Source organism: Williamsia sp. D3 (assembly GCF_000506245.1).
Taxonomy (GTDB): Bacteria; Actinomycetota; Actinomycetes; order Mycobacteriales; family Mycobacteriaceae; genus Williamsia; species Williamsia muralis.
On record NZ_AYTE01000020.1, the window covers coordinates 166,109 to 178,424 of the forward strand.

General features: G+C 64.8%; 14 protein-coding genes. 6 read left to right on the plus strand and 8 right to left on the minus strand.

Translation table 11 applies throughout. The features are described from left to right. The first annotated feature begins 95 nt into the window (after nucleotides 1–95). Nucleotides 96–581 carry a carboxymuconolactone decarboxylase family protein gene (locus W823_RS44030; RefSeq protein WP_023958609.1) on the plus strand — a complete coding sequence of 162 codons (486 nt, stop codon included), beginning with the start codon at nucleotides 96–98 and terminating at the stop codon, nucleotides 579–581. Nucleotides 582–609: 28 nt separating this feature from the next. Here the strand turns inward: W823_RS44030 and W823_RS44035 are convergent, their stop codons facing one another. Further along, nucleotides 610–969: an Rv2640c family ArsR-like transcriptional regulator gene (locus W823_RS44035; protein ID WP_023958611.1), complete on the minus strand. Its 360-nt coding sequence runs from the start codon at nucleotides 967–969 to the stop codon at nucleotides 610–612. A gap of 98 nt (nucleotides 970–1,067) precedes the next feature. Here W823_RS44035 and W823_RS44040 point away from each other — a divergent pair, with 98 nt between their 5' ends. Continuing rightward, a complete protein-coding gene (locus W823_RS44040) occupies nucleotides 1,068–1,547 on the plus strand; it encodes an ArsI/CadI family heavy metal resistance metalloenzyme (RefSeq protein WP_023958613.1) in 480 nt (159 codons plus the stop codon). Nucleotides 1,548–2,108: 561 nt separating this feature from the next. Here W823_RS44040 and W823_RS44045 read toward each other — a convergent pair. From W823_RS44045 to W823_RS44070, 6 genes are all read right to left on the minus strand, one after another. Further along, nucleotides 2,109–2,525 (minus strand): low molecular weight phosphatase family protein, encoded by a 417-nt coding sequence (locus W823_RS44045; RefSeq protein WP_023958615.1) that lies wholly within the window; start codon nucleotides 2,523–2,525, stop codon nucleotides 2,109–2,111. Between the two features lie 10 nt (nucleotides 2,526–2,535). Beyond that, a complete protein-coding gene (arsB, locus tag W823_RS44050) occupies nucleotides 2,536–3,642 on the minus strand; it encodes an ACR3 family arsenite efflux transporter (RefSeq protein WP_023958617.1) in 1,107 nt (368 codons plus the stop codon). 4 nt (nucleotides 3,643–3,646) lie between these two features. Further along, nucleotides 3,647–4,024: a helix-turn-helix transcriptional regulator gene (locus W823_RS44055; RefSeq protein ID WP_023958619.1), complete on the minus strand. Its 378-nt coding sequence runs from the start codon at nucleotides 4,022–4,024 to the stop codon at nucleotides 3,647–3,649. A gap of 86 nt (nucleotides 4,025–4,110) precedes the next feature. Continuing rightward, nucleotides 4,111–5,184 carry an acyl-CoA dehydrogenase family protein gene (locus W823_RS44060; RefSeq protein WP_031332423.1) on the minus strand — a complete coding sequence of 358 codons (1,074 nt, stop codon included), beginning with the start codon at nucleotides 5,182–5,184 and terminating at the stop codon, nucleotides 4,111–4,113. 6 nt (nucleotides 5,185–5,190) lie between these two features. Beyond that, a complete protein-coding gene (locus W823_RS44065; RefSeq protein WP_023958623.1) occupies nucleotides 5,191–7,734 on the minus strand; it encodes a putative PEP-binding protein in 2,544 nt (847 codons plus the stop codon). Then, the gene (locus W823_RS44070) at nucleotides 7,731–8,444 is read right to left on the minus strand and encodes a hypothetical protein (protein WP_023958625.1); all 714 of its coding nucleotides are present in this window, start codon (nucleotides 8,442–8,444) and stop codon (nucleotides 7,731–7,733) included. The genes W823_RS44065 and W823_RS44070 overlap by 4 nt, the downstream gene beginning before the upstream one ends. A 159-nt stretch (nucleotides 8,445–8,603) precedes the next feature. On the opposite strand from W823_RS44070, the gene W823_RS44075 reads away from it, so the two are divergent. Both W823_RS44075 and W823_RS44080 read left to right on the plus strand, forming a co-directional pair. Further along, the gene (locus tag W823_RS44075) at nucleotides 8,604–10,037 is read left to right on the plus strand and encodes an aldehyde dehydrogenase family protein (RefSeq protein WP_023958626.1); all 1,434 of its coding nucleotides are present in this window, start codon (nucleotides 8,604–8,606) and stop codon (nucleotides 10,035–10,037) included. A 56-nt stretch (nucleotides 10,038–10,093) separates the two neighbouring features. After that, nucleotides 10,094–10,567 carry a nuclear transport factor 2 family protein gene (locus W823_RS44080; RefSeq protein WP_023958628.1) on the plus strand — a complete coding sequence of 158 codons (474 nt, stop codon included), beginning with the start codon at nucleotides 10,094–10,096 and terminating at the stop codon, nucleotides 10,565–10,567. Here the strand turns inward: W823_RS44080 and W823_RS58865 are convergent, their stop codons facing one another. Next, the gene (locus W823_RS58865) at nucleotides 10,568–10,807 is read right to left on the minus strand and encodes a hypothetical protein (protein ID WP_369792618.1); all 240 of its coding nucleotides are present in this window, start codon (nucleotides 10,805–10,807) and stop codon (nucleotides 10,568–10,570) included. It lies immediately after the preceding gene. Between W823_RS58865 and W823_RS58870 the strand changes: the two genes are divergently transcribed. Both W823_RS58870 and W823_RS56625 read left to right on the plus strand, forming a co-directional pair. Beyond that, nucleotides 10,808–11,050, plus strand: a complete 243-nt coding sequence (locus W823_RS58870; protein WP_235189553.1) for a hypothetical protein — start codon at nucleotides 10,808–10,810, stop codon at nucleotides 11,048–11,050. A gap of 292 nt (nucleotides 11,051–11,342) precedes the next feature. Next, on the plus strand, nucleotides 11,343–12,314 hold the full coding sequence (locus tag W823_RS56625) for an ATP-binding cassette domain-containing protein (RefSeq protein WP_051406522.1): 972 nt from the start codon (nucleotides 11,343–11,345) through the stop codon (nucleotides 12,312–12,314). Nucleotides 12,315–12,316 lie beyond the last annotated feature (2 nt).

Genomic DNA, 12,316 nt, shown 5'->3' on the forward strand with positions numbered 1-12,316 from the left:
GACACCTGGCTGGGGGTGTCACAACCGGAGGCGCGCCGACATCTCGTGGTTGTCGCATTCCGCGACAGACACCATCTCAAGTGAGGACATGATCAATGGTTGCCCGATTCGACATGCTCGACAATGACGTCGCCGCGAAGTTCAGCAAGCGGTTCCTCAACGCCGGCCTGGTAATCGACGATTCGCCACTGCCGAGATCGACCCAGGAACTGGTCAAGATTCGCGCCAGTCAGATCAACGGGTGTGGATTCTGCACGGACATGCACACCAAGGAGGCGGCTGCGGCCGGGGAAACATCGACGCGGCTCAATTTGATTGCCGTGTGGCGTGAGGCAACCGTGTTCACAGACGCCGAGCGTGCTGCGTTGGCTCTCACCGAAGAAGCCACCCGACTCGCCGATCATCACCGCGGCGTCCGCGATGGAACCTGGGCGGAGGTGCGCAAACACCACGACGACGATCAGGTTGGCGCCCTGATTTGTCTCATCGCATTGATCAACGCAGCCAATCGGATCAACGTGATCGTGAAGACGCCGGCAGGCGGCTATGTCCCAGGCATGTTCGCGCAGATGGCGAACTGATCGGTGCGTGTGCGGCCGGGCGACGCACTCAGCGGCAGCAGGAGGGGTCGAGAACCTGCCGCAGGGCCTGCAACGCGTCGGTGTGGGCGCGGTAGTAGACGTTCATGCCGCGTCGCTCCGGCCGCACCATGCCCGCCTTCTTGAGCTGTCCGAGATGGTGACTGACCGTCGGCTCGGACAACTTCACGGCCGCGGCGAGGTCGCAGGTGCACACCTCACCCGACTCAGCCGTGAGGAGAATCGACATGAGCTTGATCCTCACCGGGTCGGCAAGTGCCTTGAGCCGCAACGCAACTTCCAGCGCGGCCGCATCGTCCATCGGTGACGCCGAGACCGGCGCGCAGCAGATGGGTGCCGTCATGTCGATCACCGGAAGAGTCTTGGGCATGCCTGAACTCTACCGACTTCCTTGACATATGTCGAAAAGGTAGCCAGGGTGGGTGTGGCAAGTAATTCGACGTATGTCTCACAGGTGGAGGTCAAACCATGTCCCGTATGCAGCTGGCACTCAATGTTGACGATCTGGACCAGGCGGTCGCGTTCTACTCGAAATTGTTCGACGTCCCGCCGGCCAAACTCAAGCCCGGATATGCGAACTTCGCGGTGACCGAACCTCCACTGAAGTTGGTCCTGCTGGAAAACCCGGGCAAAGGCGGAACGATCAACCATCTCGGGGTCGAGGTGGAGTCGAGCGAGAAGGTTCACAACGAAATCGCCCGACTCAGTGGCGAAGGACTCTTCACCGAAGAAGAGATCAACTCGACATGCTGCTTTGCCACCCAGGACAAGGTGTGGGTGACCGGCCCGGCGGGTGAAAAGTGGGAGGTGTACACCGTCTTCGCGGATTCGGACACGTTCGGCACCAGCCCGAAATTGTTGTTGGACAGCAGTACCGAGGCGAGCCCGACTGATTCGGTGTGCTGTGCTTCAGCTACAGGGGAAGATCTCAGCAAGTCCTGCTGCTAGTTGGTTCGTTCCTGGTCCGCCCCGCTCGGGGTTCTGGCTGTTGCTCGGTCTGTAGCGCGAGCTTCTCTGAGTTTGGTGAGCTGATTAGAAACCCCGCTCGGTGTTCTCGCTGGCGCTCGCGCCGCAGACCGAGCAGGCCCGCGTACCGGCTCGGTGTCCTTGTCGACGCTCGTCCCGCAGACCCAGCCTTCGCGCGTTTCGCTAGCTGCCCACCGAGTCCGCCCGGGGTCCTCGCTGTTGCTCGGCCTGTAGTGCGATCGTGTGCGAGTTTCGTGCCCTGACGCGCTACCCGGCTCGCCTTCCTCGCCGTTGCTCGGCCTGTAGCGCGAGCTTCTCCGAGTTTGGTGAGCTGACCAGAAACCCCGCTCGGTGTTCTCGCTGGCGCTCGCGCCGCAGACCGAGCCTCCCCGAGTTTTGTGAGCTGCCCACCGAGCCCCCTCGCTGGCGCTCGCGCCGCAGGCTGAGCTGACCCGCGACCGGCTCGGGGTTCTCGCTGTTGCTCGGCCTGTAGCGCGAGCTTCCCCGGGTTTCGTGGGCTGACCACCGAGCCGCTCGAACAGCTCAGGTCAATCGGGCGATGAGGTCGGTGACCCGGGTTGCGATGTCGTCGCGGATCACGCGCATCCGGTCGATGCCCTCGACCCCCCGCAGTGATGGTTCATCGGTGTCCCACACCTCGAGTGTCGTTCCCTCGGGAGGGTTCACCTGCGCGGCTGTCCCGACGACCACGGTCACGTCAGCGGCGCGCATCAGGTCGTCGGTGAGCTGGCGGGGCCGGTGATCGGAGACATCCACCCCGACCTCGGCGAGAGTCTGGGCGGACAGCTCGTTCACCCGGCCATCGACCTTCGCATCGGTGCCCGCTGAGCCTGCGGACAGCTTGGCGCCGGCGATCTTCTGGGCGAGGCCCTGCGCCATCACCGACTTGCCCCTGTTGCTCACGCATACGAACAGCACGCTGGGAACCCTGTTGGCCATTGGCTTTTCGTCAGACATTGCGCGTCGCGCCCTCTGACCGGGAGGAAGGTTGCGGGGTGAAGCGTCGACGCAGGGCGAGCGACACGTACACCAGTGCGACGAGGACCGGCACTTCGATCAAGGGCCCGACAACGCCGGCGAGCGCTTGCCCCGACGTGGCGCCGTAGGTGGCGATGGCGACGGCGATCGCGAGTTCAAAATTGTTGCCCGCCGCGGTGAACGCGAGTGTGGTGGTGCGTGCGTACCCCAGCCCCATCGCAGCCCCGAACGCGTATCCGCCACCCCACATGACCGCGAAGTACACCAGTAGCGGGAGCGCGATCCGGACCACGTCGAGAGGCTGCGACGTGATCTGATCACCCTGCAACGCAAAGAGAATGACGATCGTGAACAACAGCCCGTACAGCGCCCAGGGGCCGATTCGCGGTAGGAAGGTTGTCTCGTACCACTCTCGGCCTTTGCGCTTCTCGCCGAGATAACGGGACAGGAACCCGGCGATGAGCGGGATTCCCAGGAAGATCAGCACGGATTGCGCGATCTGCCAGGGCGACGCCTCGATGGTGGTCTGTTCCAGGCCCAACCACCCCGGGAGTACTGAGAGGTAGAACCACCCCAGCACGGCGAACATGACCACCTGGAACACCGAGTTGATCGCGACCAGCACTGCGGCAGCTTCGCGATCACCGCACGCGAGGTCGTTCCAGATGATCACCATCGCGATGCACCGTGCCAGCCCGACGATGATGAGGCCGGTCCGGTACTCGGGCAGATCTGGGAGGAACAGCCATGCCAGGGCGAACATCAGTGCGGGGCCGATCAGCCAGTTCAGCACCAACGAGCCCACCAGCAGTCGTTTGTCGCCGGTCACGGAGTCGAGACGGTCGTAGCGGACCTTGGCGAGCACCGGGTACATCATGATCAGCAACCCGATGGCGATGGGCAGCGAGACGCCGTCGACCGAAATCGCGGACAGCGCGTTGTTCAGTCCGGGGATCAGCCGGCCGAGCGCCAGGCCGACGACCATCGCGACGCCGATCCACACCGGCAGGAAGCGGTCGAGTGTGGACAGCTTCGCGACGACCGCCGGTCTGTCGGCCGCGTTTGTCGCCGTGTTCACGATGTCACCAGAGCCTCATCGACGGTGTGCAGAGATCGGACATGTCGAGTGTCGCCGAAAGCTGTTGCAGCGTCGCAGGTATCACCCGGTAGTAGACCCAGGTCCCGCGGCGCTCACAGTCGAGCAGGCCGGCCTGCCGGAGCACCTTCAGATGATGCGAGATCGTCGGCTGGGACAGGTCGAATGAGTCTGATATGTCGCAGACGCATGCTTCGCCGCCGAGGTGACTGGCAATCAGGCTCAGCAGCCGCAGCCGTACCGGGTCTCCCAACGCCTTGAACATGCGCGCCAGCTGGACGGTGCGGTCCATGCTGAGCGGTTCGTGGACCAAGGGCGAGCAACAGGCTTCATCGCCGGACGGGTTCGGACTTTGATTCGACACCGATCTATATTGACAGGTGTCGATGCAGTGCGCCAAATGAACATCGGGCGAACGCGTCGGCCGCGCCTCTCCCTGTGGTCAGGCGTTCACCAGGCCAGAGCCGTGGCCAGTCGCTCGCGATGCATGGCACTGCCGCCGAGCAGTTGGGCGTCGGCGCGCGCTCGACGAAAATAGAGATGGCAGTGGTGTTCCCACGTGAAGCCGATGCCGCCGTGTAACTGCACGGCTTCGGCACTCACTGTCCGGTAGGCGTCCGAACACCAGGCCCTAGCGACGGCCCCGGCCTCGGTCCGGTCATCGGACTCGACTGCGCGGCTCACTGCCGAGCGACTCGACTCGACGAGGACAAGCAGATCCGCGAGGGTGTGTTTGACGGCTTGGAAGCTGCCGATGGCCCGACCGAACTGCCGGCGCTCTTTCACATAGTCGACCGTGTGATCGAGGCTGGCCTGAGAACCGCCGAGTTGCTCGGCTGCCAGCACGATGCACGCTGTATCGAGGGCCGGAAGCACTGCAGCAGAGGCATTTCCACCGGTGGTGAGCCGGATCGCCGGGACGGCAGCCAGATGGACCGAGGCCTGAGCGCGCGTGAGGTCGAGGGTTTCAATGGGATGGACGCCCACGCCGGCTGTGGCCGCCGCGACGACAAAGATGTCGGGACCGTCTGCGGTGTTCGCGGCGACGACAATCCATGTCGCTCCCGCGGCGCCGAGCACGGCCGGGGCGTGTCCGTCGATCACCCACCCGCCGTCGACTTCGGTTGCAGCAAAGAGTAATTCGTCAGTCGACCACCACCCCCGTCGGTCGAGCCCTGCGAATGCCGCAGGCGCGCCCTCGGCGATCTCCGTCAGGACGTCGTCGGGAGGCGTGGGTGTGCCCAGTAGGACCTGGCCGGCGATGACGGTGGAGAGAAAGGGGACCGGCAGCAGTGCGGCTCCGAGCTCTTCGGCCACCACCGCCAGTTCGGGGAGACCGCCAAGACCTCCCAGGTCTTCGGGCAAGCCCAGTGCGCCGATACCGATCTGCTCGGCCAGCACCGACCACGCTCTGGCATCCCAGCCAGGGCCGTCGGCGTCCAGCCGACGGCACAGGGCCGGCCCGCCGAGGTCGGCAGCGGCATCACGGACTGCAGTACGCAGGTCATCGAGTTCGGTACTCAGCGCCCATCACCTGCTTTCGAGTGCCGCGTGCGCAGCAGCCAGCCGGGCCACCGGGACACGACGCGGCGAACACGAGACATAGTGCAGTCCAACAGAATCCAGGAAGGCGATCGACGCAGGATCGCCGCCGTGTTCGCCGCACACGCCGAGCTTCACCTCGGGTCGTGCCTGCTGTGCACTGCGGACGGCCATCGAGATCAACGCCCCGACACCATCGGTGTCCAGTACGGCGAAGGGACTGTCGTCGAGCAGTCCGTGTTCGAGATAGTGGGTGAGCATGGACTTTTCGACGTCGTCCCGCGAGAACCCATAGGTGAGCTGCGTCAGATCGTTGGTGCCGAACGAGAGGAACTGCGCGTCTTCGGCCAACGATTCGGCCAGCAAGGCGGCGCGGGGTGTCTCGACCATGCTGCCCACGAGATACGGAATCGTCACGCCGGTGTCCTGCTCAACATCCGCTGCGGCCGAACGCACCTGCTCGATCGCTTTGGACAGCTCGCCGGGCAGTGACACCAGCGGGATCATCACCTCGAGTTGTGGTTGCAGCCCTTCGCCGTTCACGGTCACCCACGCCCGGAACAGCGCCTCGGCCTGTGCCGGATACAGCTTCTGTTGCACCATCGCGAACCGCACACCCCGCAATCCGAGCATCGGATTCGATTCATGGGTGTCGGCGGCGCGCTGGGCTTGCGCCTCGTCGCGGTACTCGCCGTCGGCAGGCAGGAACTCGTGGAGCGGAGCGTCGAGAAGGCGAACCGTGATCGGCCGGTTCCCGACCACTCGCAGCAGGTCGGTGAAGTCGCTCTGCTGGGCCGTGGTGAGAGCGGCGATCGCCTCGATCTCTTCAGCCTCCGATTCTGCGAGTACCAGGCGCTGCACCAGAGGAAGCTGATCGCCGAGGAACTGATGTTCGGTGCGGCAGAGGCCGATTCCCTCGGCACCGAGCCGAAACGCCGTTGCGGCGTCCTCGGCGTTGTCTGCATTGGTGCGCACCCTCAGGCGCCGGATCTCGTCGGCCCACCCGAGCAGTACCTCGAGTTCGGCCGATGGCTCGGCGGGGCGGATCGTCACGGTGCCGCAATACACGTCTCCCGTGCGCCCGTTGACCGACACGGTGTCCCCTTCACGGAGCGTCACCTCACCGGCGGTGACCGTGCCCGCGTTCGCGTCGATTCGTAGCGTCGTCGCTCCGCAGACAGCCGGCCGTCCCGCCCCCCGTGCGACAACCGCGGCATGCGATGCCAGCCCGCCGTTCGATGTGACCACCGCGGTGGCCGCGAGCAGGGCAGGCACGTCTGCCGGGCTCGTCTCGGATGCGACGAGGATGACGTTCTTGCCCTGGCCTGCGAGCGCAATCGCGCGGTCGCTCGACAGAGCGATCTCACCGATCGCAGCGCCGGGAGAGGCCGGTAGCCCGCGTGCGAGCAATTGTTCGGACCCGGTCAGTTTGAGCTGGGCGTGCAGGAGGTCTTGCATCAGGTCTGGTTCGAGCATGCGAACGGCTTCGCTGCGGTCGATGGAGCCTGCGGTCGCGAGATCCACCGCGAGGTGCGTGATCGCGCGTGGGCCGGGGTGTTCGACCGCCTGGGCACTCAGCAATGCCAGCTGGCGGTCTCGCACCTCGAACTCGACCTCTGCGACTCCACGCAGATGCGGCTCGAGGGTTGCGAAGATCTGGTCCAGGATCTGGACGCCGCCCGGTGTCTGGTCAAGGGGGTCGCCGGGGCCCGGATTCGGGTCGGCCCGGCGAACGCCGAGATGAAACACGCCGTGGGGTGCGAAACGGCCGGTCTCGAGGTCGCGGCTGATGGCCGATCCGTACCCGGACTCGTTCCACGAGCCCAGACGCAGCGCTCGGACATGCAGGGCGATCCCGAGATCGTCGGGGAGCGACAACGCCCTACGGGCCCGCTGGCCTCGAGGTGACGCCCACCGAGCCAGCATCGCCTTGGCCGCCAGGCCCAGTTGTTCGGCCGGGTCGGCGGGAAAGGGTGCACCTGTCGATTCTTCGATCAGCTCCAGCAGCGCGGGCACCTGGGCCCTGCTGTCGGGATGGTCGTCCGCGAGGTCGTCGAGGTCATCGACATCCACGTCGAGCGCGTTCTCGGCGACGAACCGCAGATTCGCGGCCCAGGAGTCGTAGATGTCGCGTTCGCGTCCGATGACTTCCACCAGCGCGTCGATGTTCCGGCTGGACAAGCCGATGACCGAGATGGCGGGCGGTAGAGCCGACACGGGTACGGGCGCGCTGCAGCGTAGATGCATGAGCATGGGCCGACGCTCTGTACGCACAGCCGGCCAGATGCCTCGGACCGCGAGCTTTTCGAGCAGGTCGATCGCCGTGGTGGCGGTCTGGTGATCTTGCAGGCCGGATCCGGCGCCGATCGGCACCGTCAATCCTGGGACGACGGGCAGGCCGAGGGCGACGAGGTTGTCCATCTCGACGCCGTGCACGCCGAGCACGTCTGCGCCGAGTCCGCGGGCACGTCCCTGGCCGTACGGGACGGCGGCGCGGGTCGTTGCCGGGAATGTGTTCTCCGACAACGTCATCGGGATGAACCCGAAACGAGCTCCTCCTCGAGTGCCTCGTCCTCGGCGCGGGTGACACCGAGCATCATCAGAACGTGCTGGTGCAGCCACATCCAGACGGTGTGGTAGCCGTCGGTGAGGGGTGAGGTGAGGGATGCGGTGTCGCCGTCGTCGAACCGTTCGAGCGCGACTCCGAGACGGTCGCGGTATTCGGTGAGTTCGGGGGCCTGTTTGCCTGCCCGCCGCAGCATCTTCGAGACCGCCGAGTGGATGTCGTCGAGACGATCCCGGATGGAGGCGTCGTACTGGGCGTCCGAGTGGTCGTTGGCCGAGCCGTCCGGTCGGCACTGCCACGCGGTGCACAGTTCACGCAGCTGCCGGTTGACGGGAAGAAAGGCGTGGAGGAAGTCCCGCACGGCCTGCTCCTGCGCGCTGCCCTCCGGCAGACGGACCAGGCGGCCTGCCTCAGCAATACCCGCGGGGGTCGGCATCACCATCGGACCCTTGGCGATGGCATGCCCGGCGTCGACGACTATCTGCAGCTCAGGGGCGATCGGCCCACGGGACATGCCCTTCACAACAAGATTGATCAGCTCGGCCGACGCTGTGGCCGGTGCAGAGTTGTTGATCGCGAGGTCGTTCATGGTGCTCCTCGAACGGGTCCCGGCTGCGGGACGGCGGATGGCGAGAGTGGTCGGTGCCTCGCTCTCGGAGACTGTGACCGTGCTCATAACGTACCCAAATAGTAGTGGAAGTCAAGAAAGAACACCCAAACTATGTACAGACTTGAAACCGAAGAGTTACTTGACACCGAATCCGCAAAGTAGTTTACGCTGGCTGTGATGGCCGCCACTCGGTGTTCATCGCACGACGAAGTGGAGGCGCCCCCAATGGACGATCGCACCGAGCTCTATATCGACGGCACGTGGGTGCCGTCGGACGGTGGAGGCACGATCGACGTCTTCGAGGCGGCGACCGGCGGCCTGCTGGCCCGCGTTCCCGCAGGTACAGAAGCTGACGTCGACGCTGCGGTGGCAGCGGCAAAGAGGGCGTTCCCGTCGTGTTCACAATCGCCGGTGGCCGACCGCGTTGCGCTGCTCCGACGCTTCGCCGACGAACTCCTGCAGCGCGAGGACGAGTTGGCCGAGACGATGGCGCGAGAGGTCGGAACCCCCATCGCGCGGTCACGGAGCGTGCAGGTGGGCCTGGGCGTGACGATCTTCCGAACGATGGCCGACGTCCTCGAGACGCTCCCGATGGAAGAGCGGCGCGGAACGTCGTTAATCCTCAAGGTTCCCGCAGGTGTGGTCGGTGCGATCACTCCGTGGAACTACCCCCTATACCAACTGGCGGCCAAAGTTGCCCCGGCGATCGCGGCAGGATGCACCACCGTGGTCAAGCCCAGCAGCGTTGCTCCACTTGCTGCCTTTGTGGTCGCCGACATCGCCCACGCCATCGGATTGCCGCCCGGCGTCCTCAATGTGGTGTCGGGTTCTGGTGGCCGAGTCGGCGAACGGCTCGCCGGGCACCCGGACGTCGATCTGGTGAGCCTCACCGGGTCGACATCCGCAGGAGCTCGAGTCGGCCAATTGGCTGCAGCCGGAATCAAGAAAGTGACTCTCGAGCTGGGAGGGAAATCGGCGTTCATCGTGGCCCCGGATGCGAACATGGACGCGGCGCTGAACGCCGCTGTTCGTAGTTGTTACGTCAACAACGGCCAGACCTGTACGGCCACCACCCGGTTGCTCGTCCCGGCCGACCGACTCGACGAGGTGGAGCGGCGACTGGTGGAGTTGGTCGGCTCTCAGACGATCGGCGACCCCCTCGACGAAACGGTCGATGTGGGACCGATGGCCTCGCGGGACCAGCAGCAGTCGGTGCTCAAACATCTCGCGGACGTGCCGGCGGATGCCAAGTTCCTGGTGGGCGGCCCCGGCGACGTAGACGGGCTCGATGAACGACTGCGGTCGGGCTACTTCGTGCGTCCGACCGTGGTCAGTCGCGTGGACAACAACACCCCCATCGCCAGGGACGAAGTGTTCGGCCCGGTGCTTGCCGTCCTCACCTATCGGGACATCGACGACGCCGTCGCGATAACCAACGATTCCGAGTACGGGTTGTCGGGTGCGGTGTTCGCGGCCGATGACGACCAGGCCATCGCGATCGCCCGGCGCCTACGCACAGGGCAGGTCTCGATCAACGGCGGGCGGTTCAACGCCATGGCCCCGTTCGGCGGCATGAAGAAATCGGGCATCGGACGTGAACTCGGTCCCGATGGACTCGACGAGTACTTCGAGAAGATCTCACTCCAGCTGCGTGGCTGACGCGCTCCCTCAACGCCCCCGCTGCCCTGAACGAACCTGTAGACAAGGAACCGACGATGACCGAGACGGCACATGTGGAGATCACCCGCTTGATGGCAAGGTTCGCGCGGGGTATCGACCTGCGGGACTGGGATCTGTACCGCTCTGTGTTCACCGATGAGATCGACATCGACTACACGAGCTATCGCGCCGGGAACGAAGGTCGCTTTCGCGCCGAGGACTGGGTGCAGCGCGGACGAATGCTGTTCCCGGGTCTGGCCGCATCCCAGCACTTCCTGTCGAACCTCGACATCGACATCGACGGCGAGGAGGGCACGGTGACCTCCTACGTACGGGCTGAGCACGTACTGCCCAACACCGCCGGAGACGCGATGTTCACGATCGGCGGCTATTACACCGACGGGGTGGTGCGGGTTGGCGGAGAGTGGAAGATCCGGAGCAAAAAGCTCACGGTGCTGTGGAACTCGGGTAATCCGCAGGTTCTCGCACTTGCCCGCGATCGGGCCGCCGAGCTGCTGGCGGCCGCCTGATCACATTTCACGCACGGGGTCTGTGCCGTCCCAGTTCACGGCGGCATCGGCGACCGTCCGATACAGGCGCAGGATGGACGGTCTGGGTTCGTAGATCTCCACCAGGTGGCCCAGTTGCGGACGGGCATCGTGAAAGGCGAAGTCATTGCCGTTTGGGGTTGTTGCAGAAAGTAGTGCCGGCCAACCTGATTCGGTATACACGCGCTGCTGCTCGGCGAACGACTCCACCATGATCGCCACGTGATGCACTCCGCCCCGTATGGAGGTGGTGGCCGCGAACGCCGCGGGCTCTGCGGTGTGTGTCTGCACCAGTTCGATCTGCAATCGACCCCACTGGCCGTAGGCGGATGTGTGGTCGAAAGCGCCCGGCAGGCCGTCGGGGCCCAGGCGCCGGTGATGCGGTTGCGACGCACGAAAAAGGGCCCGGCGCCGAGCCGCACCGCGAAGTCCTCGGCAGCGGACGCGACATTGTCCACCATGTAGGCGATTTGTACGACGGTGCCCAATTCGACGGTGCTCAATTCGAAATCCACCACAGAAGGCCACTCTCCTCTACCACTCGGTAACTTCTATCTAACTGTAGATACCTGTTGTCCCAACGGTGCCGGCTTGCCGACGGTGACGCGGGAAAGCGGCCGCGGTGTGCATGAATCTCCCGGTCAGAGCGGGGAATAACAAATTCAGCAAACGCTGGACATATCCATGTACATACTTCACTATGATCCAGGTAACACAAGTGATGTTCAAGTAACTCTCCTCACGTAGGTAGGCCAACATGACAGACGCGCTCAGCATCAGCGGCCTCTCGAAAACTTTCGGCGGCCAACGAGCCCTCGATGGTGTCGATCTCTCGCTCGCCCCCGGTGAAATCCGTGGACTGGTGGGGCAGAACGGGTGCGGTAAGTCGACACTGATCAAAGTTCTTGCCGGATATCACGATCCGGACCACGGTGCGAAGATCACCGTGGCGGGAAATGAGCTGAACCTCGGAGTCCCCGGTGGTGGGGAGGCCGCCGGGCTGCGCTTTGTTCACCAAGAACTGGGTCTCGTCGAGAGTCTGGATGTCGTCGACAACCTTGCGCTGGGCCACGGTTACAAGCGCACTTCGGTCGGCACCATCGACAACCGCGCAGAACGGGCCCAGGCCAAGGAAGCGCTCGCCGAACTCGGTTTCGACCTGAACCTCAAGAAGCTCGCCGGTGCGCTCACCATGAGCGAGCGCACCATGCTGGCCGTCGCACGCGCGGTCCAGGGCCGCAGCGGCGACACCCACATTCTCGTGCTCGACGAACCGACCGCCAATCTGCCTGCGGCCGAGGCGGTTCGCTTGTTCGAGCTGGTCCGCAAGATCCGGGACCGCGGGGTGGCCGTACTGTTCGTCTCGCACCACCTTGGAGAGGTGTTCTCGCTGTGCGACAGCGTGACCGTGATGCGCGACGGCAGAGTTGTGACCACGCGGCCCCTCGAGGGGCTCGATGAACCCGGTCTGGTGGAACTGATGATCGGCCGCCGAGTCGAGGAGTTCCTCGCCGAGCCCGAAGAGACAACACATGCCGGAGCGCCTGCGCTCGAGGTCGATGCGCTCACCTGTGGTGCCGCGCACGAGCTCAGCTTTGCGATTCATCCCGGAGAGGTCCTCGGGATCGCTGGGATCACCGGTTCGGGCCGCGAACACATCGTCCCGGCGCTGTTCGGCGGCGAGAGCCGCGCAGGCGTGGTGACGATCGACGGCAAGGTCATCGAGTAGGG